The organism is Mycolicibacterium aurum (assembly GCF_900637195.1).
Classification (GTDB): Bacteria; Actinomycetota; Actinomycetes; order Mycobacteriales; family Mycobacteriaceae; genus Mycobacterium; species Mycobacterium aurum.
Map to the genome: position 1 here is coordinate 1465157 of NZ_LR134356.1, position 25782 is coordinate 1490938.

The following is a 25782-nucleotide window of genomic DNA, read 5'->3' on the forward strand; positions in this document are numbered from 1 at the left end:
CGGAAGCGGCAACTGACTTTGCGAGCAAGTCGTACGCACTGTGGTGCGGTATCCCAGCGCGGCGGCTCCGTCGGCAACGCCGTGCGTCCGGCTGCCTGCGTGGACGGGTGGGGACAGCTGTCGCGCACGGGCTACGCGCAATGGCGTTTGCCGCAGGACATTCCGCTGGAACGGACGCTGCGAACAGGTGGTCTCCTCTAGTCTCGGAGCTGAGGGGGCGAACTGTGAAACGAGGACATCCGGACAGAGCACTGGCTCGGTCCGGCCGCGCGTTGCCCTCATGAGGTGGACTCGATTCGTTGCTGCTGCAGCGCTTTTGATCGCGCTCGCCGGGTGCACTCGAGAACCGCCGCCGTATGAATCTCGCTACACCACCCCGCCGCCCGCTGCTCCACCACCGCCACCACTACCGCCAGGCGCATCCTTCGTCGATGACTTCGGGCGTCCGGACACCACACGGGGACTGGGCGAGGGGTGGAGCATGCGGGAAGCCCGCGAAGACGGTTCCGTTCTTCCAGCAGAGACGGGTGCTTTTCTTCGAAATGGCCACTACGTCTCTTCCGACGACAGCGGCGTCTATGCGGTCCGCACCTTCCGCGACACCGTTCGTCGAGTGGGTGTCGAGGGACGCTGGACCCGCATCGGCGAAGGCGGCGACGAGACGCTGATCATGGGGATATCGGCGGACGAGAACCTGGAAAGCAACTACGTGAACTTCACTGTGACTCCAGCAGGATGGGTGGTATCGACGCGTCGAGACAACGCCGATCCCCGTGTCGTCGTCAAGGGCAGTTTCAGCCCTCCTCTGGAGTTGAACCGCACGTACCGATTCGAGTTGGACGCCGCGGACGGAACGGTGACTATTCGGGTGCCGGGAGCTGAGAAGAAGGCAAAGCTCGGAACGATCGGCTTGCTGGGTGACCGCGCATATTGGCAGCACTACTCTGACCCTGCGGAAATCCCGATCGGTGCGAAGTTCTGCGTCGACGTGTTATGGGCCGTCGAACAAGACCAACCCCTGACGGCAATTCCCGTTGGCGGCTGAACTCAGTTCGGTCCGTGTCGACGTCGACCAACGTTGAGATCTGCAAACGCGGGGGAGCCGACCAGCGGCGTCGATCCAGTCTCATCGACAACATCTGCGCGCCGCCACTCGGTGCCCGAGACGGCGGCGCGCAGGATGTCGAGGTTGAGTTCTGGACGGTGAGGCGCGGGCACGTCGCCGAGGTCAGCGCCGTGCCCGCACCTACAAGGGTTACCGGTAGTTGAAGACGGTCTTCCCGTCGCCGCTGTAGTCGAAGTAGACCGTCGTCTGGCTGAACGGCATGTACCCGGTGTTGAACCTGTCGTCCGCCTCGGTGTCGAGGACGTCGGGACTGTTCCTCGACGTGGTGCGGTACGAGTACAGCAACGTCTCGCCATCCTCGGTGTAGACCGAGATGAGAGTGCCCACCGGCACGTTCGGCGCACCGTCGACGACGTAGTCCGGGATCGAGCCGAAGATCCCTCCGGTGTCGACGAACCCGTTCACGTACTTGGGGTCGTAGTCTCCGACCTTGACGAGCAGCGGCGTCGACGGCGCTCCGTCAAGTTCCACGCGGGCTGCGTACGGGTTCGGGCCCAGAATGACCCGGCGACGACGCTCGTCGATCAGCACGCCCCGGCCCAGCAGACCGGGCAGCGCCGCGAAGGGATTCACCGCTCCCGGCCCGCCCGCATTCGGGCCGACCCCGAGGACGCCGCGATAGCCGCCGTTCGTCTCTTCGAAGCTGTATGTCGACTCCAAATCGACGATCAGAACCGTGGTTTCGCCCGACGTGATGTCGTCACCGACCGTGACCGTCGTGCCGTAGGGGTGGTAGTACGTCACGACCGAGCCGTCGCCGTAGCTGGCTTCGCCACGCGGTCCCGTCGGGCTTCCGATGTTCTCTGTGCCCACGTACTGAGGATCGATCACGAGTCCGAGGGAGCCGCTGTCGAGGAGCACCGGGACGGGGTCGCCGCCGTTGATCGAAATGTAGACAACCGTCTCGGTGCGGACGCGATAGCCGTCCGCTCGGTATTGCAGGTCCATGTCGAGGATCTCGTAGACGAGACCGTTGTCGCTGGCCTCATCGATCAGCGCAGCGATCTGTGCCGCAGCCGTGCTCGGCCCGAACCACCCGACGACAGGGACGAGTTTCTCGGCGAGATCCATCTGGTCTTGTGCCCGCATGGTCCGATTGATGCTGTTCTCGATCCGCATCCGAATGATGGCGTTGGCGAACGGGTTGTTGAGCGTTTCGACGAACTCCTGCTGCAGCCGCGCGTGGTTGTCCATCCACCGTTCCAGGTTCGTCTGGGCGCCGCCGAGCATCATCTGCGGGAGGATCGCGGCCAGGCCTGCCAGGAAGTTGCCGTCACCCCAGGTGGCGGCGTACAGGTCCTCGCGGGCCTGGTCCAGCTGGTCGATCGCCAGTTGGACGGTGTCGGTGTCGTCATCGTCATCGTCCGGGTCTGCCGGATCATCGTCGTCGTCGACGGGAACGTCGGGGTCGTCGTCAGCGACGGGTTCGTCGTCGTCCTCGACCAGGGCGGCGGTATCAATGGTGACCAGGCTTTCGGAGCTGGTCTCTCGGGTGCTGGGAGGGACGAAGTGCGCACCGCTGGCGCTCTTCTCGTCGCTGTCGTCATCAGCGTCGTCTGCATCGGCGTCGTCGGTCTTGCCGCCCTTGACGTCGGTGTCGGCCTTGTCGCCCTTGTCGTCGTCCCTCTTGGTATCGCGCCCGGATCGCTGCTTGGAATCGGTCGATGTGTCGTCTGATGAGGAGGTCGACGCGGCGCTGTCGCTCGACGCAGAGGCGGAGCTGCTGCCCGTGTCGTCCGGCGCTGCCTGGGCAGTGGAAGCGGTCCACAGGCAGACGCCTGTGGCGATTGCGGGGGTGGCCAGGGCGGCCGCTGTCCAGCTACTCAATTTCATGCGCCACAGTAGATCATGAATTCATTCTCGCGAGATGACGCAACCGTAATTTTTGTTGAATCCTCTATCTGAGTGCAATCAGATCGGAAAATCATCGGTAGAAACGGCTTCAAACAGCAATAGTGACAGCATTTGTCTTGACATTTGTACTGTCTAAGAATTACCGCAGGAGAGGCCTGCTGGTAACCCAGCGTTCAGCGGCAAACTCGTTTACCACGTTCTAGAGAGTAGTGGCGCTTTGCGGGCCGCACTCTATCCGCATTGCGAAAATGCGCAAGTCAGAGCGATTAAGACCAACCGCTGACCCCGACACCGGCCGCCAGTTGAACTGAGGTGATTCCGCGGCGGTAATGCCCGACGCCCACAGGATTGGGGTAGGCGCAGCGCCGAGGGGGGCTCGGCGCCGCGCCTACTGGTCTCTTATTTGTAGTTGAAGACGAGCCTTCCGCCATTGGTGAAATCGGTGTAGATAGGTGTCACCGCGAACGGGGTGAACCCCAGGATCGCGTCCGTGGCCTCTGGGTCGATGGCCGGCGTGTCTTTGCCCGACGTGCGGTAGGAGAACAGCTCCACTCCGTCGGGGGTCGACACCGTAATCAGCGTGCCGTTGGGCAGACTTGTGGCACCGTCCACCAGTGACGCCGGGATGGACCCTTCGATGCCCCCGGAGTCAACCCACGTGTCGAGGAGCTGCTCGTCATAGTCGCCGATCTTGACCCTCAACGGGTTGCTCGGGGCTCCGTCAAGTGTGACGCGCGCGGCGTAGGGATTTGGCCCCAAGATCGCGCGGTTGCGCCGCGGATCCATCAGTACCCCCTGGCCGAGAAGCCCCGGCAGGAACGCGAGCGGATTGGACCTGCCGGCGGCACTCGGTCTCCCGGAGTTGGGGCCGATGCCGAGGATGCCCTGGTAGTCACTGTTGGTCTGCGACAGCGCATACCAGGTGTTCAAGGTCACGACCTTGATAGGTGACGGTGCGCTCGTGACGTCGTCATTGACCGTGACCGGGATGTTGTAGACATCGTAGAAATACGGAACCGAACAGTCGGCGAAGCAGGCCCAATCGCGGGCGATGACCGGGCCGAGTTGCTCCAATCCGATCACCTGCGGGTTGATGACCAGCCCGTACGAGCCGGTGTCCAGCAGAACGTTGACAACTTCGCCGCCGTTGATGGACATCTGAATGATCGGGTTGATCCTGGGAATGCCGCTGGCGTTCTCCATGTAGACGTCCAAGATCTGATAGACCAGCCCGTTTTCCGACGCCCGGTCGACCAGCGAGGCGATAGCGGCCATTTCCTCGCGCGGGCCGAACAGCCCGACCACCTTGAGGAACTTCTCGGCTGCCTCCAGCTGGTCCTGAACCCGAATCGTCCGTTGGATGCTGGCTTCGATCCGCTGTCCGGCGACCCAGTGCGCGAACGCGTTGTCGACTGTGGCCGCGTATTGCTCCTGCAGCAGAGCATGATTCAACTGCCACCGCTCAAGGGACGTGTGGGCACCGCCCAGCCACATCTGGGGAAGCATCGCAGCCAGGCCGGCCAGGAAGTTGCCGCTGTCCCACGTGGCTTCCTTGAGGTCGTCACGGGCGTCGGTGATCTGCTCCAGTGCCAGGCTGACAGTGTCGATTGAGGGAGCGACATCGTCGTCGTCATCGTCATCGACGGTTGCGTCGAGGGTGACGAGACTCTGGGTGTACTTGGCATGGGTGCTCGCAGGTGCCGCGGCGGGGTCTGCCGGGTCGGCGTCTTCTGCGTCGGCCTCGGCCTCGGCCTCGGCCTCGGCGTCGACGTTGGGGCCGGAGTCTGAGTCGTCGACCTCCACATCGGTGTCGGACTCGTCGCGATCCACATCATCGTCGGCGTGGGTGCGGCTCTTGACGCCTTTGGCATCCTCGGACTCGGCGTCACTGTCAGCTGCGTCGTCGTCATCGTCCCTCGTCGTGGCCTTCGACTCGGAAGCAACTTCGCTGCGCGTACTTGATGGGCCCGCAGTCTTGGAGGTCTCACGGTCACTGGTCGAGCCAGCGCTCACGCTGGCGGTGGTGTCATCAGGCGCCGCTTGTGCCGTGGCGGCACTCCACATGCACACACCCGTGGCGATAGCGGGGGTCGCGAGGGCAGTTGCTGCCCAGTTACTTATTTTCACAGCCGTTAGTAGATCAGCCCTGGCACCTACTGCCAGTATTTTTGAGCGATGTCGTCAAGATTTAACCTAAAGAACCTGATAACAACTGCATGTCCGCGGGACGGCCTCAGGTTGGTGAGGCGTCAATCCAATGTTGCGCGGTGGAAGTGGCAAATATCCAGTTAGCGAATGAATCTGGTAATCGGCGTTGCGGCCGCTGGCCCGCCCGGCGAGGCTGCGGTGCACGTCAGCGAGCTTAGGTGCACTACGGAAAAGCGATAACCGCAGCGCGATCAGGCCCCGGAAGATAAGCGCCCCACTGCGCTATTGTGCATTTGCTGTGACGCCCAAAGGTCCCAGCGTGGTGCTGTCCGTTCGAGGGAGAGCCGTCCACCCGTCGGCATTCCGAGATAGGCGGGCGGTGTAGGGACATGACGAGAGCAGTGGCCGCCCGGTCTGTGCCAGGGTCCGCGATGAGCGGTCTAAATGCCTGAGGTCTGTCGAGGTTTCTCGGAAGCGGGGTTGGCCTCCACTGACTTCCGAGTGGCGACGCGCGCTCCGGCTGCCCGGTTGAGGGCATTGAAGCCGAGAACAAAGGCCACAATCCCCGCCACCAGCCAACCGGCTGCAAATATCCACTCCCACGCATCTCGTGGTGGGGTGAACAGCCAGTACATGGAGCTTGCGACAACTGAATAGCCGCTCAGGAGGTAGGACCTGCCTTCGCTACAGGCATCCCACCCCGGGTGGCGGCTGTTGAGCAGATGCCAGATCGCAAGCGCGAGGACGACCGCTGCTGCAATGACGGACGACACCATCGACGGCCCCTAACGACAGGCCCTCGGTGCCTGGGTTGCCAAGGGCGCTGCTTTGCCAGACATCCATCGCGTGAAGCAAAAATTGTCATTCGCGTCAGTCGAGGAGTGGTCTGGCGATTTAAACAATAAGGTCAAAGTTAAATTTTCGTCAACGTATGGAAACGTGGCTGTGTCCACGCGTCGGTGTTCAGAAGTTCGCTGAAACGGACGATGCTCGGCATATTGCGATGCGACGGGCTCGTGTTACAGGTGTGACAACGTGTGTGGCCCATGAGGCGCACGAGGCTATTCAGCTACCCGCAATTACGGAATGGTCATGGTGTCGAACGGGTGATTTTCTCCGCCTCGCTGCGTCGCTTCGCCGCACCCGGATCGGAGTTTGCCACCTGTACCAGAGACGCGCCGACCACGTATGACGCGAGCAGACGGTCGATGACGTCGTCGGCGGTATCCCAGCGCGCCGTCGACAGCACGCGGTCGGTACCCGTGATGCCCTGCGCGGCCGCCGACGCCTGCGCCGCGGCGAGTACGTCATCCGGCGAGCGGCCGTCCAGCGCCGGCCCGGGCGCGCGTTCCGGCACGATCTGATCACCGTGCACCCGCACCGCCGTCGCATAGTCCGTAAGCCCCACGGCCAGATCGGGCACGGGCTTACCGAAGGGATCCAGCGACAGCACCGCGATCTCGCCCATCCCGACGGCCATGTCCGCCGAGTCGATTCGGTCGGCCGTGCACAGCGCGATGGCCGCGTCCCCGTCGTAAACCGCTTCGGCCCCGATCCACCAGATCCCGAACAACACCGCCGCGGTCTGCCAGTGCGCGGGCAGCAGCACCGCGACCCGGCTGCCAGGGGTGGCGCCCAGCTCGTCGCGCAACAGATTGCCGGTCTTGGCCGCCCAGTTGGCCAGCGTCGCCGTCGACAACTCGATGCGCTCACCGGTGGCGTCGTCGTAGTAGGTGATGCGCGGACCCGCCGGGTTGGAGGCCATCAGCGGATCGAGGATGGCCGAGCTGAGGTTGGTCACGTCAGTTGACGCACTGAGGATCGTTGGAGCCCGCCGTGATGATCGGCGACGGCGGCGGAATCATGTCGCCGTCCCCGGACACGTCACTCGAGGTGCTCGGGTCCGCGCCCATCAGCGTCACATCGGTGCCGTCGAGCCCCGCTCCGGGACCGGTGTAATCCGACGACAGCACCACCCGCACCGAGCCCTCCGGAATCGAGGTGTCCTCGACCACCGGCAGCCCGCCGAGCTCCAGCGCCACCGCCTGTGCGCCCAGGTCGTCGACCTTGGCGGCCTGCACCTGACTGTTGGTGACCTTGGTGCCCTCGTTGTTGCCGACGTTACCCTCGCCGAAACCCTTGCTGGATAACACATGTGCGACCGCGGCGGCCAGGCCGTTGATGTCGGTGTCGTTGACCACCTCGACCGTGGTCTTGTCGTTGCTGTAGGTCAGCTCTTCGGTCTTACCCTCGTCCTGATCGTGCAGCAGGCTGGTCACCCAGTCCTTGACCTCGGTCGGGTCGACGCGCACCACGCTCTGCATCCCATCGTCGCTCCAGCCCGCCTCCTCGACGATCGGGATGGTGGCGAATGCGACGTTGCCCGCGGCCAGCTTCTGCAGCTGATCCACGAAATCCATGATGTCCCAACCGTCGGAGAGCACCACCGACCGCTGCACCGCGGCCTCGAGCCGGTTGAGCGTGGCCGGGCTGGACAGCGTCTTGCTGGAGATCACTTCATGCGCCATCGAGGCCATCACCGCCTGCTGACGGACCACCCGGTCCAAGTCGCCACGCGGCAGGTCGTGGCGCTGGCGTACGAAACTCAGAGCCTGTGTGCCGTTGAGCTTCTGCCAACCCGCGGGGAAGTCGGCCCCGGAAAGCGGCTCGTACACAGGGGCATTGAGGCACACGTTGACCCCGCCCAGCGCGTCGGTGATCAACGCGAAGCCGAGCAGGCCGATCTCGGCGTAGTGGTCGACCGTGACGTCGGTCAGGTTGGCGACGGTCTTGATCAGTTCTTCGCGACCGGCCGCCTGAGCCTCCGGTTCGGCGATGGCCGGGTCCACACCCTGCTGTTCGACCAGTTCCTTCAGCTTCTCCAGGTGCACCGAGCCGTACACGCCGTTGATCTTCATCTTCCCGATGCCGGGCGCCTCCACATAGGAGTCGCGGGGGATCGAGATGGCCGTCGCCGACTGCCCGTTGTTCGGGATGCGGATCAAGATGATCGTGTCGGTGTTGGTGGATACCTCGTCGCCGGCGCGCAACATTGCGCGTTCCTCATCGGTCAGCGGGTTGCCGTGCGCGTCGGTGCGACTGTCAGCGCCCACCAGCAGAATGTCGATCGCGCCGTCCTCACCACCCTCACCCAGGGCGATCGGATTGATGTGGTTGATGCCGGATTCGAACGAGCGGATCTTGCCCCACGCAACCCCGGTCCCGATGACGATGGCCAGCGCCATGGCCACAGAAATGGCACGGACCATATGAGGAGCAGGCATTGGCCCAGGCTACTGGCGAGCAGGCCGCAATCCGAGGAGCCGCGATCGGCGTGCCAAACTCGTGATGTGACGAGCCGAATGGTGATAACCGGGGCGGGGGGCCTGGTCGGGCGCGTGTTGGCTGGTCAGGCCCGAAAGACTGGCCGCGAGGTGGTGGCACTGACGTCATCGGAGTGGGATATCACCGACGCGGCAGCGGCCGAGCGCTACATCACTGCCGACGACGTCGTCGTCAACTGCGCCGCGTTCACCCAGGTCGACGCCGCCGAAGCCGAACCCGACCGCGCCCACGCTGTCAACGTCGGAGGCGCCGAGAACGTCGCGCACGCCTGCGCCCGCGCCGGGGCATCGCTGATCCATCTGTCCACCGACTACGTCTTCAGCGGCATCTTCGACGGGGAGCCGCGGCCCTATGACATCGACGACACCACCGGGCCGCTGTCGGTGTACGGGCGCACCAAGCTCGCCGGCGAATTCGCGGTGCTGTCCGCGATGCCCGACGCGCACATCGTGCGGACCGCATGGATTTACGAAGGGGCGGACGGGTCCGACTTCGCGGCGGGGATCCGGCGCGCCGCCGCCGGTTCTGAGACGGTGGACGTGGTGGCCGACCAGATCGGCACGCCGACCTACGTCGGGGACCTGTGCGGTGCACTGCTGCAGATCGCCGACGGCGGGATCAGCGAACCGGTGTTGCACGCCGCCAACAGCGGCGGGGCCAGCCGATTCGAGCAGGCGCAGGGCATCTTCACCGAACTCGGCGCAGACCCCGACCGGGTGCGGCCCGTCGGATCCGACCGCCATCCACGTCCGGCGCCGCGACCGTCGTACTCGGTGTTGTCGTCGGCGATGTCCGCTGCAGCTGGGTTGACCCCGTTACGTCCGTGGCGGGACGCGCTGGCTGAGGCGCTCGCCACAGCGGGCGGGTAGTTACTCTGTTCGCCGTGGTGATGCCTGAGTGAGCGACGAACTGTTTGTCGTGACGGTGACGTACTCGCCGGGTCCACACCTGGACCGGTTTCTCGCCACGCTGGGACACGCCACCGACCGCCCGGTCACCGTCATCATGGCCGACAACGGGTCCACCGACGGCGCGCCCGAAGAGGCCGTGGAGCGCTATCCGAACGTGCGGCTGTTACGTACCGGCGGCAACCTCGGCTACGGCAGTGCCGTCAACCGCGCGGTCAGCGAGTACGGGCTGACCTCTTCCGAGCTGTTCGTGGTCGCCAACCCGGACGTGCAATGGGGGCCCGGCAGCATCGACCTTCTGTTGGAAGCGGCGGAGCGGTGGCCACGGGCCGGGTCGCTCGGCCCGCTGATCCACGATCCCGACGGCACCGTGTATCCGTCGGCGCGGCACCTCCCGTCGATCATCCGCGGCGGTATGCACGCCGTCGTCGGGCCGGTGTGGAAGTCGAACCCGTGGACTGCGATGTACCGCCAGGAACGCGAAGACCCGAGCGAACGCGCGGTCGGGTGGCTGTCCGGATCCTGCCTGTTGCTGCGCAGCGCGGCCTGGACGGAGATCGCCGGCTTCGACGAGCGCTACTTCATGTACATGGAGGACGTCGACCTGGGCGATCGGCTGGGCAAGGCCGGCTGGCAGAACGTCTATGTGCCGTCGGCGGAGGTGTTGCACGCCAAGGGCCACTCGACCGGCCGCGATCCCGCGCGCAACCTGGCGGCCCACCACACCAGCACCTACACTTTTCTCGCTGATAGATACCCCAAGGTGTGGCAGGCGCCGTTACGGTGGGCCTTCCGGGGGGCATTGGGGGCACGGTCACGTCTGGTCGTGCGCGGTTCGGTGCGGGCGCGGCGTAAACAGGCGAAAGGACTCCGCTGATGGTGAATCCAGCCAAGGTCGATGCGGTCGTTCTGGTCGGAGGCATGGGCACGCGGCTGCGACCGCTGACGCTGTCGGCGCCCAAGCCGATGCTGCCCACCGCGGGCCTGCCCTTCCTGACCCACCTGCTGTCGCGGATCGCCGACGCGGGTATCGAGCACGTGGTCATGGGCACGTCGTACAAGGCGGGCGTGTTCGAGTCGGAGTTCGGTGACGGCTCCAAGCTCGGGCTGCAGATCGACTACGTCGTGGAGGACGAGCCGCTGGGCACCGGCGGCGGCATCGCAAACGTGAAGTCGAAGCTGCGGTTCGACACGGCAGTGGTGTTCAACGGTGACGTGCTGTCCGGTTGCGATCTTGGCGCCCTGCTGGATTCGCACGAGTCGCGCGACGCCGATGTGACGCTGCATCTGGTGCGCGTCGGTGATCCTCGCGCCTTCGGTTGCGTCCCAACAGATTCCGACGGTGTCGTGACGGCCTTCCTGGAGAAGACGCAGGATCCGCCGACCGACCAGATCAACGCAGGCTGCTACGTCTTCAAGCGGTCGGTGATCGACGAGATCCCCACCGGCCGTGCACTGTCGGTGGAACGCGAGGTGTTCCCGGGCCTACTGGCCGACGGGCGGCGGGTGTGCGGCTACGTCGACGCGTCGTACTGGCGCGACATGGGCACGCCCGAGGACTTCGTGCGCGGCTCGGCGGATCTGGTGCGTGGCATCGCGCCGTCGCCGGCCCTGACCCATCAGCGTGGCGAGAAGCTGGTGCACGACGGCGCGTCCGTCGCCCCCGGCGCCCTGCTGATCGGCGGCACCGTGGTGGGGCGTGGCGCGGAGGTCGCCGGCGGGGCTCGGCTGGACGGCGCCGTGATCTTCGACGGCGTGAAAATCGGTGCGGGCGCGGTGATCGAGCGGTCGATCATCGGCTTCGGCGCGCACATCGGCCCGCGGGCGCTGATCCGCGACGGCGTGATCGGCGACGGCGCCGACATCGGGGCCCGCTGCGAGCTGCTGCGTGGCGCGCGGGTGTGGCCCGGCATCACGATCCCCGACGGCGGGATTCGGTTCTCCACCGACATCTAGCGGCTTGGGCCGCGGTGGCTTTTCCCCGCGAAAGTGCAGTCACCGTAGCTGCCGACGCGGTCGAGCTACCGTACGTGCACCCTCGCGACGCGCCGACTGTGGATAACCCGATGCAGCGGCGGTCGGTTTGTCGGCAGGCCGCCGCAAGCTCTGCGTATGGGCACCGTGATCCTCGGCACTGAGGCCATCGCCGCCGGACACCTGACACCCGGTCAACTGCGATACGGGTACCGGCGCGTGTATCCGAATGTGTATGTGCCGCGTGATTTCGAGCTGTCGCCGATCGATAGCGCTGTCGCAGCCTGGCTCTGGTCGGGCCGACGCGCGATCATCACCGGGCGGGCCGCGGCGGCGCTTCACGGGGCGAGGTGGATCAGCGAGAAGGTGCCCATCGAATTGGCGTACGACTGCAAGCGGCCGCCTGTCGGCATCATCGCCCGCAACGATCGCATCGGCGACGATGAGGTCATCAAGATCGGCAGTGTGCTGGTCGCGTCGGTGCCCCGCACAGCCTTCGATCTCGGCAGGTACCTGCCGCTCGATCGCGCTGTGGCCCACCTCGATGCCCTCGCGAACGCCACTGGCCTGACGGCTGATCGAGTACGCCCACTCATGGACCGTTATCGCGGCGCTCGCGGCATGAAGACATTGCGTGCCGCAGTGGAGTTGATGGATGGCGGGGCGCAGTCACCTCGCGAGACTTGGCTGCGGCTGTGGCTCGTCAAGAACGGGTTGCCGCGACCGAGAACCCAGATCCCTGTCTTGAACGACCGCGGGATTCCCTTCGCCTACCTCGATATGGGATGGGAAGACGTGAGGATCGCTGTCGAGTACGACGGCGCGCACCATCAAACGGACAGGGCCCAGTACATCTGGGACGAGCAACGGCTGAGACTGGTGCGGGCGCGCGACTGGCTTCACATCAAGGTCATCAACGAAGACGATCCACGCGAGATCATCGCGCGGGTGAAGCGAGCGTGGGTGCTCCGCGAAAGTGCTTCCTCTGTCGCTGATCTCGCGTCGTGACTACCGGGAGTGCACGCTCGCGGCGTTAGAGACCAGCGGCGGCGGCCGCCAATTGGGCGAGGCCGAAGTCGACGTCTCGCGGCAGCTCGTCCAGCGGCCACCACCGCAGATCCAGCGACTCGTCACTGCGCTCGATCTCGGCACCCTCGGGAGCGCGCACCACAAACTGCACATCGAGGTGGCGCGTCGGCACGCCGAGTGAACACGTCACCGGATGCACATGCAGCGCCGCGGGTTCCGGCGCGATGGTGAGGCCGTCGATGCCCGACTCTTCGGTCGCTTCCCGCAGGGCCGCCGCGACCACGCTGTCGTCGTCAGGCTCGCAGTGCCCGCCCAGCTGCAACCAGCGCCCGAACCGAGGATGCAACGTCAGCAGTGCATTCCGCCCGCTGTGGTCGAGCACCAACGCCGAACCCGTGATGTGGCCTGGCACGCACGAGCGCAGACAACCATCCTCACGCGCCGCCAGGAATGACAGCAACGCGTAACGCATCGAATCCTGCGCGGGGTCGGCGGGAGCCCAGGCGGTGAGCACATCCACCGTCGCCTGGTGCAAGCTCAACGCGTCACCAGCAGGTCGTCGGTGGGCACCGGGTCGCGGGGACCCGACGGCTCGGCGGCGTAGCCGATCGCGATGGCGCCCAACGGCTCCCAGTCGGGCGGCAGGTCCAGTTCGGCGCGCACCAGGTCGGGGGCGAAGATCGTCGACCCGATCCAACAGCTGCCCACCCCGCGCACCGCCAGCGCCACCAGCAATCCCTGCACCGCGGCGCCGGCCGCCACTGTGAACATCGTGTGCTCTGCGGCGGTCCGCTGCTCGTCGGGATAGGTATGCGCCCCGTCGGGAACCATGAACGGGATGATCAGCTCCGGTGCGTCGTAGAGGATCTGCCCGCGGCCGACACGGCGCTCGACCGAATCGGGGTCGCGTCCGTCGGCGCTGAGGTCGGCCCGCCACCGGTCTTTCATCTTGTCGAGCAGGCCCACCCGCAACGCAGAGTCCTGCACCCACACGAAGCGCACCGGGCGCGTGTGGTGTGGCGCCGGCGCGGTGAGGGCCTCACCAACCGCCGCCTCGATCAGCTCGCCGGCGACGGGATCGTCGCTGAAGGAGCGCACCGATCGCCGCAGCAACTGCGCCTGCGAGCGTCCCAGCGCCAACGCCTCCTCGGTGCCGAGCCAGAACAGGTCCTCCTCGCCGGCGCGCACCAGATTGCGCGCCGACGATCCGTCGTCATGTACCTGGAGCCCGCGTACCACGGCCACCGGAACCGCGGTCAGCTTGCCCTTCACCAGATCGGCGGCGGCGGCGATCTCGTCGGCCACAGCAATCTCGGTGACGATCAACTCATTGCCGTGTTGGTCGTGTTCTCCCGCATACGCGTGCAGCACCGACAACCCGGCCGCGCCGATCGCGACGTCGGTCTGCCCGGTCCGCCACGCCCGTCCCATCGTGTCGGTGACGACAACGCCGACCGTCACACCGAGGCGCTCCCGCAGAGCCGCAACCAGAGCGGCGGCGCTGCCGTCGGGGTCGACCGGCAGCAGCGCCAATTCATGGGAGTCGACATTGGAGCCGTCCACGCCGGCGGCGGCCTGCACCAGGCCGAGAGCGTTCTCGGTGATCAGGGTGCGACCCTTTCGGGCCAACACCCGCACTGCTTCACCATCGATCAACTTGCGTCGCAACGCATCCCGCTCATCGGGATCCGAGGGAGCCGCGACCATCCGTCCCTCGGTCTTCGACAGCACCTTCGACGTGACGACGAGCACATCGTGGTCGCGCAGCCACGGCGCAGCGTCGGCGATCGCTGCGGCCAGGTCATCACCCGGCCGGAACTCTGGCAACCCGGGCACCGGCAGGATCTCGACCCGAGCCGACGTGCCGTGGTCGTTCACGGTGCCACCCCGGCCAACTCCAAACCGGCGCGCACCATCTCGGCGGTGGTCGCGGGGTCGGTCATCAGCAGCGGCACCGCCCGCACCGTGACACCGTCGATGTCGGCATGGTCACCCTCGTGCACCAACCAGCCGTCGAGGATGCCGGTGGCCGAGCGCGCGCCGTAGTGGTTGCCCACCGCGTCCGAGGTGCTGGGCACACCGATCACCGTGAGGCAGGCGTCGGCCATGCCGCGCAACGGCTTTCCGGCGATGATGGGGGAGTAGCCGATCACCGGCGCCTTCGTGGCGCGCAGCGCGCCGCGGATGCCGCCGATTCCGAGGATCGCCCCGACGCTGACCACCGGGTTGGACGGCGCGATCAAGACGACGTCGGCGCCTTCGATCGCGTCGACGACACCGGGTGCGGCCGTGGCTTTGTCGGTGCCGACGAACGCGAAGCTCTCCGTGGGGACCTGGGCTCGATGGCGCACCCACCACTCCTGGAAGTGGACGGCGCGCTTCTCGCCGTCGTCCGGATCGATGATGACGACGTGGGTTTCGCTGCGGTCGTCGCTGGCCGGCAGCAGCCTCGCGCCGGGGGACCACCGCTTGCACAGCGCCTCTGTGACGTCCGACAGCGGATAACCGGCCCGCAGCATCTGGCTGCGCACCAGGTGGGTGGCCAGATCGCGGTCGCCCAGGCCGAACCAGTCGGGCTGTACGCCGTAGGCGGCGAGTTCTTCCTTGGCATGCCAGGTTTCGTTGCGATGGCCCCACCCGCGGTCGGGATCGATGCCGCCGCCGAGGGTGTACATGCACGTATCGAGATCGGGGCAGATGCGCACACCGAACATCCACGCGTCGTCGCCCACGTTGACAACAGCAGTCACTTCATGCACTTCATTCTCACCGGTATCGTGAGTTTTGAACTGCCCCAAGCCCAACAGGTGTTGGACGCCGAGCAGGAATCGCGCACCACCGACGCCGCCGACAAGAACCGTGACCTTCACAACGACCGAGACTAGGCCGTGTGGATGCGTCAGGGGACGGCCGGTCTGGGTGGCGGGCGGGAACGCGGTCGGGTGGCGGGCGGGAACGTGGTCGGGCGGCGAGCGGGAACGTGAGAGACACGCCAAAGCGCGACGCGCCGAATCCAAGTCACGGAATGGTATGAATTTCTGTTCTTGCGCTTGACCGATGCAGCTAACGCGTGTGTAATCACACCAGTGTCATTTCGCGGTTCTTCGGCGGTTTTGGTGTCGCAGACCAAGATTCGATCACTTGTTCGAATTGGGATGGCCACACGACCAGAGTGCGGCTGGCTTATACGGATCTACGAGACCTGTGGAGGAGGGGAACATGGCATTTGAACAGGCCGATTTCGGCGACTCGATTCGGTTCGACAACAGGCTCCTCGGTTCGGTGGGGAGTGCGCCGCACATCCAGACCGGACCGATTCCGAGCGGAGCAAACGGGCGTCCTCAATTGAGTTTGGTGCCCGAGCAAATTGATTCTTTTGGCGACGATTCCGGCCTTTCCGAAGAAGACCAGTGGCAGGAGCGCGCATTGTGCGCTCAGACCGATCCGGAAGCATTCTTTCCGGAAAAGGGCGGCTCCACCCGCGAGGCGAAGCGAATCTGCCAGGGCTGCGAGGTCAAGGACATGTGCCTCGAATACGCGCTGGCCAACGACGAGCGCTTCGGCATCTGGGGCGGACTGTCCGAGCGTGAGCGCCGGCGCCTCAAGCGCGGAATCATCTGACGCTCCGCGCACAGACGCTCAGCGCACTCTCAAACGACTCCTCCAGTAAACGAAGTCAGTCGTCGTCCAGGGTCGGGTCGATGACTGACGGTTCCACACCCAGATAGGTGGCCACCTGAGCCACCAGCAATTCGTGTAAGAGTTCGGTCAGCTCGTCGGTGTCTTTGGCTCGACGCTCGATCGGCTTGCGAAACAACACAATCCGCGCGCGGGTGGAATTGCCGCGGACATCCACCCCGGCAGGGATCAGCCGCGCCAACGCGATCGGGCCGTCGGCGACCACCTCCGGGGGCCACTGCACACTCTCCGGATCCTTCGGGGCGATGCGTGGTATCTCGTCGACCGCGACATCCAGCGTCGCGACCCTCTCATGCCAGCGCCGCTCGATCGGCTCGTAGGCCTCCAACACCGCCATATCGAAGCGCTCGCCGCGGCTGCGCCATCCCGGAACCGAGGGCGGGAGCAGCGGTCCACGCATCTCCCGGCCGCGCCGCGACCCCCGGTGGTGGCGCCTGTTCACGAAAAAGATCGTAACGGTTGGGCTTCGGGGGGCCCGCCACTGCGCGTGTCCGCCGCGTCGCGGACGTTTGTGCACGATAACCTCGCCGTGTGAATGTTCCCCGTCGCTGCTGCCGGCCAGGGTGCCCGCACTACGCGGTCGCGACGCTCACCTTTGTCTACTCAGATTCGACGGCTGTCGTTGGCCCGCTGGCCACCGTGTCCGAACCCCACTCGTGGGATCTGTGCGTCATGCACGCAGGCCGGATCACGGCCCCGCGCGGATGGGAGCTGGTCCGGCATGCCGGACCGCTGCCATCGCATCCCGACGACGATGACTTGGTGGCGTTGGCCGACGCGGTTCGAGAAGGCCGCGAGAACGCCGCGCCCTCCGGTGTCACTGCAGGCTTCACCACGGGGTTCTCCGACCCGGTCACCGGAGCGCACGGTGGCGCGTTGATGGCGCCGCCGGCGCGGCGCCCCGAGACCAACGGCCGCCGTCGCGGGCACCTGCGCGTGCTGCCCGACCCCGCCGACTGACCACCTCGACGGACGCCAGTGCCTCTACGCAGCAGTTCCTGCTGAGGCGCTGTTTCGGTGCGATGACGGTCGGGGTGACTCGCGGTACGGACCGTCCCCGACGGCTAGGCTGATCACCAACAGTCTCATCGTCCAAGGAGCTCCATGTCACGTCCCGCCGAGGCGGTACATCGCGTCATCAAGGCCTATGACGTACGTGGACTGGTCGGTGAGGAAATCGACGAGACCTTCGTCTGCGAGGTGGGCGCGGCATTCGCGCGGCTGGTCCGCGACGGCGCGACGCAGGTGGTCATCGGCCACGACATGCGCGACAGTTCGCCGGCGTTGGCCAACGCCTTCGCCGACGGCGTCACCGCCCAGGGTCTCGACGTGGTGCGGATCGGCCTCGCGTCCACCGATCAGCTGTACTTCGCGTCGGGGCTGCTCGACTGTCCGGGGGCGATGTTCACCGCCAGTCACAACCCGGCGGCCTACAACGGCATCAAGTTGTGCCGCGCCGGAGCGAAGCCCGTCGGCAAGGACACCGGGCTGACCACCATCAGCGACGAGGTGATCGCGGGCGTCCCCGCCTACGACGGCCCACGCGGCTCCATCTCCGACCGCGACGTGCTCGTCGACTACGGACAGTTCCTCTACTCGCTGGTCGACGTCAGCGAGCTGCGACCGCTGCGCGTCGCGGTGGACGCCGGCAACGGCATGGCCGGCCACACCACCCCCGCGGTCCTCGGGCTGATCCCGTCGATGACATTGTTGCCCCTGTTCTTCGAGCTCGACGGCAACTTTCCCAACCACGAGGCCAACCCGCTGGATCCGGCCAACCTCGTCGACCTGCAGGCCTACGTCCTGGAAACCGGCGCCGACATCGGGCTGGCCTTCGACGGCGACGCCGACCGCTGCTTCGTCGTCGACGAACGCGGGCAAGCGGTCTCGCCGTCGGCGGTCACCGCGCTGGTCGCTGCGCGTGAACTCGGCCGCGAGATCGGCGCCACGATCATCCACAACCTGATCACCTCGCGGGCCGTACCCGAACTCGTCACCGAGCGCGGCGGCACACCGCTGCGTTCGCGCGTCGGACACTCCTACATCAAGGGCCTGATGGCCGAGACCGGCGCGATCTTCGGCGGCGAACACTCGGCGCACTACTACTTCCGCGACTTCTGGGGCGCCGACTCCGGCATGCTCGCCGCCCTGCACGTCCTGGCCGCGCTCGGCGAACAGGACCGTCCGCTGTCGGACATGATGGCCGACTACCAGCGCTACGAAGCGTCCGGTGAGATCAACTACACCGTCAGCAATGCACCCGCGATCGTCGACGCGGTGCTGCAGGCGTTCGGGTCGCGCGTGCAGGCCATCGACCACCTCGACGGGGTGACGGTCGACCTCGGAGAAGGCGCCTGGTTCAACATCAGGATGTCGAACACCGAACCTTTGCTACGGCTCAACGTCGAAGCCCGCACCGCCGACGAGGTCAAGAACCTCGTCGACGAGATCGGGGGCTACATCACCTCGGGCGCCGAGGGACCGCCGTGAATCCCAGCCCGCTGTCGGCGGCCGACGTCGACCTCGACGATGCGGACGGCCTGCTTGCCGCCGACCGTCTCGGTTTGCTGCGCGCAGCGTCGATGGCCGGTGCGCAGGTGCGCGCCACCGCCTCTGCGTTCGACGAAGGTGACCTCGATCCGGTCCGGTCGGACTCGCCGCCACGCACCGTCGTGTGGATCGCGGGCCCCGGCAACGCCGAGAACGCGGGCACGATGCTGGCCACCCAGCTCGGCAGCTCGGTCGGAGCGCCCATCGTCGTCGCCACCGCGGCGCCGCCGTGGATCGGCGCGCTCGACGTCGTGATCATCGCCGGCGACGACGCCGGTGATCCGACGCTGGTGTCGGCCGCGGCCATGGCAGTGCGCCGGGGAGCGCGCGTCATCGTGGTGGCACCGCACGAAGGTCCGCTGCGCGACGCCACCGCGGGCCGATCGGTGGTGCTGCCGCCGCGTCTGCACGTCCCCGACGAGTTCACCCTGGTGCGCTACCTGGCCGCCGGGATGGCCGCACTGCAGGCCATCGCCCCCGGATACTCCGTCGAACTGGCCGCACTGGCCGACGAGCTGGACGCCGAGGCGCTCCGAAACAGTGCCGGCCGTGACCTTTTCACCAATCCCGCCAAGAGCCTGGCCGAGCGCATGCTCGACCGGGAGGTGGTGTTCGCCGGCGACAGCGCCGCCACCATCGTGCTGGCCAGGCACGCCTGCGCGGTGATGCTGCGGGTCGCCCACCAGAGCGTGGCGGCGGTCGGGCTGGCCGACGCGCTGGTGGCCATCGCGTCGGGGTGGGGCCGCAGCGTGCAGCGGGAAGCGTCGATCTTCCACGACGAAGAGATCGACGGACCGTTGGCTCGACGGACGCGCACCATCGTGTTGACGTCCGACGCCGACCGGCCAGAGGTATCGTCACGGCTACGAGGATTCGACGACGTTCACGTCGTCAACGCCAACGACGTCCCCGACGTCCTGGCGACTGGGGGGGATGGCGAACTGGGCTCAGCATCGACGCCTGGATCCGTACGTCCCGAACAACAATTGGCGCTGCTGGCCGTCCGTCTGGAAATGGCGGCGGTCTACCAGCGGCTGGTTCGAGGTTGAAGCGAAGTGCATCTGCTCAAAGGCGCGGTGCGGACCTATGCGTGGGGTTCGAGAACCGCGATTGCCGATTTCATCGGGGCGCCGAGCCCCACCCCGCATCCCGAAGCTGAGCTGTGGTTCGGCGCCCACCCGGGCGACCCGGCCTGGCTGCAGACCGAGGACGGCGAACGGTCGCTGCTCGACGCGCTCCGCGCCGACCCCGAGGGGGAACTCGGGGCCACGGTGCGCGGCCGATTCGGCGACACCCTGCCCTTCCTGGTGAAGGTACTGGCCGCTGACGAACCGCTGTCACTGCAGGCCCACCCGAGCACCGAGCAGGCCACCGAGGGTTTCGCGCGCGAGGAGCGGATGGGTATCCCGATCACGGCGCCCAACCGCAACTACCGCGACCGCAGTCACAAACCCGAAATCATCGTGGCGCTCAGCAGATTCGAGGCGCTGGCCGGCTTCCGGCCGGCGGCCCGCACCGTCGAGCTGATGCGCGCACTCGGAGTCGCCGAGCTCGATCCGTACATCAATCTGCTCGCGGGCCAGCACGACGGGGACGGGCTGCGGGCGCTCTTCACCACCTGGATCACCTGCCCCCAGCCCGATCTCGACTCGCTGGTGCCCGCCGTTCTCGACGGCGCGATCAACTACGTGCGTTCGGGGCACAAGGAATTCGTCCGCGAGGCCCGCACCGTGCTCGAGCTCGGCGAGCGTTACCCCGGCGATGCCGGCGTGCTGGCGTCCCTGTTGCTCAACCGGCTGTCGCTGGCGCCGGGGGAGGCGCTGTACCTGCCCGCCGGCAATCTGCACTCGTACCTGCACGGCGTGGGCGTGGAGGTGATGGCCAACTCCGACAACGTGCTTCGCGGCGGCTTGACCCCCAAGCACGTCGACGTGCCTGAGCTGCTGCGGGTGCTCGACTTCACTCCGGCGGAGGACGTCCTCGTCGTTCCCGAAACCCTCAGGGACGGAGCGGAAACCGTCTACCCGACGCCCGCGCCGGAGTTCGCGGTGACCGTGCTCAACATCGACGGTGAGCAGCTGGGCCACGAGATCGACGCACCCACCCGTCACGACGGGCCGCAGGTTCTGCTGTGCACCCAGGGCTCGGCGACGGTGCACGCCAAGGCGGGCTCGGTGGTGCTGGAACGCGGTGCGGCAGCATGGGTGGCCGCCGACGACGGTCCGATCAGGCTGGTCGCGCAGGAGTCGACGCGCCTGTTCCGGGTGACCGTCGGGATCTAGTTCCGTCTCTCGGCCAGCCACAGCTTCATGTTGTGCCGCACGGTGCGGCCGACCAGCTGGGCGGACGGCACCATCCACAGGCTGTCGAGCAGGCTGAACCGACGCAGAAACCATTCCGCCAGAACAGGATCGGTCTCGGCGGCGCCCAGGAACTGATCGAACAGCGCGCCGACGGGCTTGTACCACCTGGGCGCGGGCCCGGTGGCGCCGTGCAGCGTCAGGTCGCCGACCGCGTTCATGGTCCACACCGGATAGGTGGTCTTGGCGGTGGCGCGATTGAGCGTGCGGGCCAGCTCTTCGCGCGGAGCCAGCAGGGCACGCCTGAGGTGACCGGCTTGAATCGACGTCATGGTCATCCCCTGGCCGTACGTCGGGTTGAAGCTGACGACGGCGTCGCCGAACGGCACGATGCCGTGGGGGAAACGCTCCAGCTGGTCGTAGCGGCGCCACCGGCTGGCCGGATACTTGTGCAGCGCAATGGAACCCAGCGGCGTACCACGGCGCAGAGCGCCGCTGACGTGTGCCGGCAGAATCTCGTCCGCCAGCGCGCACATCTCGTCGAAATCGGCCGGCGGCGGCACCTTCGCGGTCCCGAACGTGGTCACCCCCCAGTTGCCGTCCTCGTAGAAGAGCATGCCGAGGCCGCACGGTTGGCTCCGCGACGCGCCCGCCACCACCACCTTTTCGTCGATCAGTCCGTCGGGAATCCGCACCTGGTGGGTGGCGTACCCGATGCCGACGTCCACGGTGTCCTCGCGTGGACGGTCGAATCCCCACTGCGCCAACCACACTGGGAGCCGGGTTCCGCGTCCCGTCGCGTCGACGACGAGGTCGGCGTCGACCGTCGAGCCGTCGCTGGTCCGGACACCGGTGACCCGGGACCCGTCGTAGACCGGTTCGTCGACGTCCTCGTGCAGCAGCGTCACGTTCTCGATGTCGAGGACCCTGCGCCGGATCTGCCACTCCAGGTGCGGCCTGCTGGGCACGTAGGCGGTGAACTCGTCCTGCAGGCGGTGCTGGGTGCCGAGCACGTGCCCCGCGGCGCCGAAGTGGATGCAGTCGGGGCGGTTCTCCAGAATCGGCACGCCGGACGCGACCATCTCGTCGAGCAGGCCGGGGAACAGCCCGTCGAACTCCTGCGCGCCGCGGGCCATCAGCAGATGCACGTGGCGGCCCTGAGGAACCGCGGCGCGATTGGCCGGCCCGTCGGGCAGTTCGTCGCGCTCGTAGACGGTGACCTGCTCGTAGAAGTTCGACAACACCCGGGCGGCACACAGACCCCCGAGGCTGCCGCCGATCACGATCGCGTGATTTTCGGGCGGTGTCATTTTTTGACCCATTGGAGTCCACGGTAGTGGGTAGATTCCGCTGAAACGATGACGAAACGAGGACGGTTGATGGCTCAAGAGCCCGGCACGCAGACAGCCAATTCGCGGCGGGTGAAGTCGGTGGAGCAGTCGATCGCCGACACCGACGAGCCGGACACTCGGCTGCGCAAGGACCTGAACTGGTGGGACCTGACCGTGTTCGGGGTGTCGGTGGTGATCGGTGCCGGCATCTTCACCATCACCGCGTCCACCGCCGCCAACATCACCGGGCCCGCCATCTCGATCTCATTCGTCCTCGCCGCGATCGCGTGCGGGCTCGCCGCGCTGTGCTACGCGGAATTCGCCTCCACCGTGCCGGTGGCGGGCAGTGCCTACACGTTCTCCTATGCGACGTTCGGGGAGTTCGTCGCATGGATCATCGGGTGGGACCTGATCCTGGAGTTCGCTGTCGCGGCGGCCGTGGTGGCCAAGGGCTGGTCCAGCTACCTCGGCACCGTGTTCGGGTTTGCCGGCGGGACAACGGAAATCTCTGGGGTGCAAGTGGATTGGGGCGCGCTGATCATCATCGCGTTCGTCACCCTGATCTTGGCCCTCGGGACCAAACTCTCGGCGGGTGTCAGCCTGGCCATCACCGCGCTCAAGGTGGCGGTGGTGTTGCTGGTGATCACCGTCGGCGCGTTCTACATCAAGACCGAGAACTTCTCGCCGTTCGTGCCGGCCCCGGAACCCGGTGAGGGCGGATCGGGTGCGGAACAGTCGCTGTTCTCACTGCTCACCGGCGCCGAGGGCAGCAGCTACGGGTGGTACGGACTGCTGGCCGGCGCGTCGATCGTGTTCTTCGCGTTCATCGGCTTCGACATCGTCGCCACCACCGCTGAGGAGACCAAGAACCCGCAGCGGGACGTGCCGCGCGGCATCCTGGCGTCGCTCGGCATCGTCACCGTGCTCTACGTCGCGGTGGCCGTGGTGTTGACTGGGATGGTCAGCTACAAGGAATTGCGGGACGCCGAGACGCAGAACCTGGCGACGGCGTTCTCGCTGAACGGGGTCGACTGGGCGGCGAAGGTGATCTCCATCGGCGCGCTGGCCGGGTTGACCACCGTCGTGATCGTGCTGGTGCTGGGGCAGACGCGGGTGTTATTCGCGATGTCGCGGGATGGGCTGCTGCCGACGCAGCTGGCCAAGACCGGCGGACGGGGCACCCCGGTGCGCATCACGCTGATCGTCGGCGTCGTCGTCGCGATCACCGCCACCGTGTTCCCGATCGACAAGCTCGAAGAGATGGTCAACATCGGCACGCTGTTCGCGTTCGTCCTGGTGTCGGCGGGTGTGATCGTGCTGCGGCGCAACCGTCCCGACCTCAAGCGAGGCTTCCGCACGCCGTTTGTCCCCGTGCTGCCGATCCTCGCGATCATCGCGTGTGTCTGGCTGATGCTGAACCTGACCGGGCTGACCTGGATCCGGTTCGGGCTCTGGATGGCGCTCGGCGTCGTCGTCTACTTCGTCTACGGCCGCAGGCACTCGCTGCTGGCCCAGCGCGCCAAGTAGGGCCTCCTCCTTTTCTCCGCGAGCGCGCGTGTCTGTACGGCGACACGCCGCGCAAAGCTGGCACGGGGCGCGCGCTCGTCGCTGACGAGCGCGCGCCTTCTGCTGTGCCGGTCTTTTCGATGCCGGTCTTGTCGATCGATGACGCCCGACGGCTGACCGCGCGCCGCGCGTCGGGTTCGTGCACGCTGCGCGCTTTCGGCGCCGACGAGCGCACGTAGACGCACGCGACACACCGCAGGAGGGCGGGCAGACACGCGCGCTCGCGGAGCAAGGGAGCTTTACAAAACAATAGTTGCTGTCTAGACAGGCGACAAAATGCGTTCTATAGTCAACTGCAACGGGTGACCGCACTCACAGCAAGGAGGCACACGAGTGACTACGCGAGAAATTCCGGAAATGTCGCAGGCCGACATCGAGCAGTGGCGCGACAGGAAGCGCTACCTGTGGCTGATGGGCCTGATCGCCCCCACGGCGCTGTTCGTCGTGATGCCCCTGGTGTGGGCGTTCAACCAATGGGGCTGGCACGGCGCCGCCCAGGTGCCGCTCTGGATCGGCCCCATCCTGCTCTACATCCTGCTGCCCGCCCTTGATCTCAAGTTCGGGCCCGACGGCCAGAACCCGCCCGACGAGGTGATGGAGCGGCTGGAGAACGACAAGTACTACCGCTACTGCACCTACATCTACATCCCGTTCCAGTACGCCAGCGTTATCTTCGGCGCCTACCTGTTCACGGCGTCGGATCTGAGTTGGCTTGGGTTCGACGGCGGCCTGGCGTGGCCGGCCAAGATCGGTCTGGCGCTGTCTGTCGGCATGCTGGGTGGCGTGGGCATCAACACCGCCCACGAGATGGGACACAAGAAGGACTCGCTGGAGCGGTGGCTGGCCAAGATCACGCTGGCGCAGACCCTCTACGGCCATTTCTACATCGAGCACAACCGCGGCCATCACGTCCGCGTCGCCACCCCGGAAGACCCGGCGTCGGCCCGATTCGGTGAGACGTTCTGGGAGTTCTTGCCGCGCAGCGTGTTCGGCAGTCTGAAGTCGTCGTGGGAGCTGGAGGCCAACCGGCTGGAGCGTGCCGGCAAGAGCAAGTGGCACTGGTCCAACGACGTGCTCAATGCGTGGGCGATGTCGGTGGTGCTCTACGGCGCGCTGATCGCGGTGTTCGGCTGGGCGCTGATCCCCTACATCGTCATCTCGGCAGTGTTCGGCTTCACGCTGCTGGAGACGGTCAACTACCTCGAGCATTACGGCCTGATGCGGCAGAAACTCGACAGCGGCCGCTATGAGCGCTGCGCCCCGTCGCACAGCTGGAACTCCGACCACATCGTCACCAACCTGTTCCTCTACCACCTGCAGCGGCACAGCGACCACCACGCGAACCCGACCCGGCGCTACCAGACGCTGCGCAGCATGGAGGGCGCCCCGAATCTGCCCAGCGGGTACGCGTCGATGATCAGCCTCACGTACTTCCCGCCCCTGTGGCGCAAGGTGATGGACCACCGGGTGCTCGCCCACTACGGCGGCGACATGTCCCGCGTCAACATCCACCCGCGGGTGCGTGACAGGGTGCTGGCCAAGTACGGAGCCGAGGCGGGCCAGGCATGACCGCCTACCGGTGCCCCGGCTGCGACTATGTGTACGACGAGGCCAAAGGTGAACCCCGCGAAGGGTTTCCGGCCGGAACCACCTGGAGTGACGTCCCCGACGACTGGTGCTGCCCCGACTGCGCGGTACGCGAGAAGGTCGATTTCGACGAGATTGGAGTAAGGCAATGAGTGGCGACGAGGATTTCAAACTGTTCGTCTGCGTGCAGTGCGGCTTCGAGTACGACGAGGCCAAGGGCTGGCCCGAGGATGGCATCGCGCCCGGCACCCGCTGGGACGACATCCCCGAGGACTGGAGCTGCCCGGACTGCGGAGCGGCCAAGACGGACTTCGAGATGGTCGAGGTCGCACGGCCGTGAGCGCACAGTCATCCGCCACGAGCGT

General features: G+C 66.4%; 24 protein-coding genes. 14 read left to right on the forward strand and 10 right to left on the reverse strand.

Annotated elements, in window-relative coordinates; all coding sequences use genetic code 11:
• The first annotated feature begins 481 nt into the window (after positions 1–481).
• On the forward strand, positions 482–1045 hold the full coding sequence (locus tag EL337_RS07080) for a hypothetical protein (RefSeq protein WP_126316515.1): 564 nt from the start codon (positions 482–484) through the stop codon (positions 1043–1045).
• Positions 1046–1255: 210 nt separating this feature from the next.
• Here EL337_RS07080 and EL337_RS07090 read toward each other — a convergent pair whose 3' ends face one another.
• The 5 genes from EL337_RS07090 to EL337_RS07105 form a co-directional block, all read right to left on the reverse strand.
• Positions 1256–2959, reverse strand: coding sequence for a PecA family PE domain-processing aspartic protease (locus tag EL337_RS07090; RefSeq protein ID WP_048630317.1), 1704 nt, complete (start codon positions 2957–2959; stop codon positions 1256–1258).
• Between the two features lie 420 nt (positions 2960–3379).
• Entirely contained in the window at positions 3380–4993 is a 1614-nt protein-coding gene (locus tag EL337_RS07095) for a PecA family PE domain-processing aspartic protease (RefSeq protein ID WP_126316517.1), read from the reverse strand.
• Between the two features lie 575 nt (positions 4994–5568).
• Positions 5569–5904, reverse strand: a complete 336-nt coding sequence (locus EL337_RS28935; RefSeq protein WP_220096914.1) for a hypothetical protein — start codon at positions 5902–5904, stop codon at positions 5569–5571.
• A gap of 314 nt (positions 5905–6218) precedes the next feature.
• Positions 6219–6929, reverse strand: a complete 711-nt coding sequence (locus EL337_RS07100) for a TIGR03089 family protein (protein ID WP_197724194.1) — start codon at positions 6927–6929, stop codon at positions 6219–6221.
• A gap of 1 nt (position 6930) precedes the next feature.
• Positions 6931–8412 carry an LCP family protein gene (locus EL337_RS07105; protein ID WP_048630319.1) on the reverse strand — a complete coding sequence of 494 codons (1482 nt, stop codon included), beginning with the start codon at positions 8410–8412 and terminating at the stop codon, positions 6931–6933.
• Positions 8413–8478: 66 nt separating this feature from the next.
• Here EL337_RS07105 and rfbD point away from each other — a divergent pair, with 66 nt between their 5' ends.
• The 4 genes from rfbD to EL337_RS07125 all read left to right on the forward strand — a co-directional run bounded on the left by rfbD (position 8479) and on the right by EL337_RS07125 (position 12363).
• Positions 8479–9342, forward strand: a complete 864-nt coding sequence (gene rfbD, locus EL337_RS07110; protein ID WP_048630320.1) for a dTDP-4-dehydrorhamnose reductase — start codon at positions 8479–8481, stop codon at positions 9340–9342.
• 28 nt (positions 9343–9370) lie between these two features.
• The gene (locus tag EL337_RS07115; protein WP_048630321.1) at positions 9371–10258 is read left to right on the forward strand and encodes a glycosyltransferase family 2 protein; all 888 of its coding nucleotides are present in this window, start codon (positions 9371–9373) and stop codon (positions 10256–10258) included.
• On the forward strand, positions 10258–11337 hold the full coding sequence (manB, locus tag EL337_RS07120; RefSeq protein ID WP_048630322.1) for a mannose-1-phosphate guanylyltransferase ManB: 1080 nt from the start codon (positions 10258–10260) through the stop codon (positions 11335–11337). The genes EL337_RS07115 and manB overlap by 1 nt, the downstream gene beginning before the upstream one ends.
• Before the next feature lie 156 nt (positions 11338–11493).
• Positions 11494–12363 (forward strand): hypothetical protein, encoded by an 870-nt coding sequence (locus tag EL337_RS07125; RefSeq protein ID WP_048630323.1) that lies wholly within the window; start codon positions 11494–11496, stop codon positions 12361–12363.
• A 25-nt stretch (positions 12364–12388) separates the two neighbouring features.
• Here EL337_RS07125 and EL337_RS07130 read toward each other — a convergent pair whose 3' ends face one another.
• The 3 genes from EL337_RS07130 to cofD are packed head-to-tail and all read right to left on the reverse strand — an operon-like array spanning position 12389 to position 15254.
• Positions 12389–12925 (reverse strand): NUDIX hydrolase, encoded by a 537-nt coding sequence (locus EL337_RS07130; RefSeq protein ID WP_048630324.1) that lies wholly within the window; start codon positions 12923–12925, stop codon positions 12389–12391.
• Positions 12922–14262, reverse strand: coding sequence for a coenzyme F420-0:L-glutamate ligase (locus EL337_RS07135; RefSeq protein WP_048630325.1), 1341 nt, complete (start codon positions 14260–14262; stop codon positions 12922–12924). The genes EL337_RS07130 and EL337_RS07135 overlap by 4 nt, the downstream gene beginning before the upstream one ends.
• Positions 14259–15254: a 2-phospho-L-lactate transferase gene (cofD, locus tag EL337_RS07140; RefSeq protein ID WP_048630326.1), complete on the reverse strand. Its 996-nt coding sequence runs from the start codon at positions 15252–15254 to the stop codon at positions 14259–14261. Before cofD ends, EL337_RS07135 begins: the two co-directional genes overlap by 4 nt.
• Positions 15255–15735: 481 nt before the next feature.
• Here cofD and EL337_RS07145 point away from each other — a divergent pair, with 481 nt between their 5' ends.
• Complete coding sequence (locus EL337_RS07145; RefSeq protein WP_197724259.1) at positions 15736–16005, forward strand: WhiB family transcriptional regulator; 270 nt, start codon at positions 15736–15738, stop codon at positions 16003–16005.
• A 55-nt stretch (positions 16006–16060) separates the two neighbouring features.
• On the opposite strand, the gene EL337_RS07150 is transcribed toward EL337_RS07145, so the two are convergent.
• A complete protein-coding gene (locus EL337_RS07150; protein WP_048630866.1) occupies positions 16061–16483 on the reverse strand; it encodes a metallopeptidase family protein in 423 nt (140 codons plus the stop codon).
• A 131-nt stretch (positions 16484–16614) separates the two neighbouring features.
• Here EL337_RS07150 and EL337_RS07155 point away from each other — a divergent pair, with 131 nt between their 5' ends.
• From EL337_RS07155 to manA, 4 genes are all read left to right on the forward strand, one after another.
• On the forward strand, positions 16615–17043 hold the full coding sequence (locus EL337_RS07155; protein WP_048630327.1) for a DUF3499 domain-containing protein: 429 nt from the start codon (positions 16615–16617) through the stop codon (positions 17041–17043).
• A gap of 144 nt (positions 17044–17187) precedes the next feature.
• Positions 17188–18573, forward strand: a complete 1386-nt coding sequence (locus tag EL337_RS07160; RefSeq protein ID WP_048630328.1) for a phosphomannomutase/phosphoglucomutase — start codon at positions 17188–17190, stop codon at positions 18571–18573.
• Positions 18570–19682 carry a TobH protein gene (locus EL337_RS07165; RefSeq protein WP_048630329.1) on the forward strand — a complete coding sequence of 371 codons (1113 nt, stop codon included), beginning with the start codon at positions 18570–18572 and terminating at the stop codon, positions 19680–19682. The genes EL337_RS07160 and EL337_RS07165 overlap by 4 nt, the downstream gene beginning before the upstream one ends.
• Positions 19683–19688: 6 nt before the next feature.
• Positions 19689–20915, forward strand: coding sequence for a mannose-6-phosphate isomerase, class I (gene manA, locus EL337_RS07170; RefSeq protein WP_048630330.1), 1227 nt, complete (start codon positions 19689–19691; stop codon positions 20913–20915).
• Here manA and EL337_RS07175 read toward each other — a convergent pair.
• On the reverse strand, positions 20912–22243 hold the full coding sequence (locus tag EL337_RS07175; RefSeq protein ID WP_048630867.1) for an FAD-dependent oxidoreductase: 1332 nt from the start codon (positions 22241–22243) through the stop codon (positions 20912–20914). The genes manA and EL337_RS07175 overlap by 4 nt on opposite strands.
• Before the next feature lie 69 nt (positions 22244–22312).
• Between EL337_RS07175 and EL337_RS07180 the strand changes: the two genes are divergently transcribed.
• The 4 genes from EL337_RS07180 (at position 22313) to EL337_RS07195 (ending at position 25757) form a co-directional block, all read left to right on the forward strand.
• Entirely contained in the window at positions 22313–23791 is a 1479-nt protein-coding gene (locus EL337_RS07180; RefSeq protein WP_048630331.1) for an APC family permease, read from the forward strand.
• Between the two features lie 396 nt (positions 23792–24187).
• Positions 24188–25399, forward strand: coding sequence for an alkane 1-monooxygenase (locus tag EL337_RS07185; protein WP_048630332.1), 1212 nt, complete (start codon positions 24188–24190; stop codon positions 25397–25399).
• Positions 25396–25569, forward strand: coding sequence for a rubredoxin (locus tag EL337_RS07190; RefSeq protein WP_083442921.1), 174 nt, complete (start codon positions 25396–25398; stop codon positions 25567–25569). Before EL337_RS07185 ends, EL337_RS07190 begins: the two co-directional genes overlap by 4 nt.
• Entirely contained in the window at positions 25566–25757 is a 192-nt protein-coding gene (locus EL337_RS07195) for a rubredoxin (RefSeq protein WP_048630333.1), read from the forward strand. The genes EL337_RS07190 and EL337_RS07195 overlap by 4 nt, the downstream gene beginning before the upstream one ends.
• Positions 25758–25782 lie beyond the last annotated feature (25 nt).

Bases quoted from the DNA above. Each gene is read 5' to 3' on its own strand.
- EL337_RS07190 (WP_083442921.1), top strand. From the start codon at position 25,396: ATGACCGCCTACCGGTGCCCCGGCTGCGACTATGTGTACGACGAGGCC.
- EL337_RS07185 (WP_048630332.1), top strand. From the start codon at position 24,188: ATGTCGCAGGCCGACATCGAGCAGTGGCGCGACAGGAAGCGCTACCTG.
- EL337_RS07105 (WP_048630319.1), bottom strand. From the start codon at position 8,412: ATGCCTGCTCCTCATATGGTCCGTGCCATTTCTGTGGCCATGGCGCTG.
- EL337_RS07195 (WP_048630333.1), top strand. From the start codon at position 25,566: ATGAGTGGCGACGAGGATTTCAAACTGTTCGTCTGCGTGCAGTGCGGC.
- EL337_RS28935 (WP_220096914.1), bottom strand. From the start codon at position 5,904: ATGGTGTCGTCCGTCATTGCAGCAGCGGTCGTCCTCGCGCTTGCGATC.
- EL337_RS07125 (WP_048630323.1), top strand. From the start codon at position 11,494: ATGGGCACCGTGATCCTCGGCACTGAGGCCATCGCCGCCGGACACCTG.
- EL337_RS07080 (WP_126316515.1), top strand. From the start codon at position 482: ATGCGGGAAGCCCGCGAAGACGGTTCCGTTCTTCCAGCAGAGACGGGT.
- EL337_RS07180 (WP_048630331.1), top strand. From the start codon at position 22,313: ATGGCTCAAGAGCCCGGCACGCAGACAGCCAATTCGCGGCGGGTGAAG.
- EL337_RS07150 (WP_048630866.1), bottom strand. From the start codon at position 16,483: ATGCGTGGACCGCTGCTCCCGCCCTCGGTTCCGGGATGGCGCAGCCGC.
- EL337_RS07090 (WP_048630317.1), bottom strand. From the start codon at position 2,959: ATGAAATTGAGTAGCTGGACAGCGGCCGCCCTGGCCACCCCCGCAATC.
- EL337_RS07160 (WP_048630328.1), top strand. From the start codon at position 17,188: ATGTCACGTCCCGCCGAGGCGGTACATCGCGTCATCAAGGCCTATGAC.
- EL337_RS07175 (WP_048630867.1), bottom strand. From the start codon at position 22,243: ATGACACCGCCCGAAAATCACGCGATCGTGATCGGCGGCAGCCTCGGG.
- manB (WP_048630322.1), top strand. From the start codon at position 10,258: ATGGTGAATCCAGCCAAGGTCGATGCGGTCGTTCTGGTCGGAGGCATG.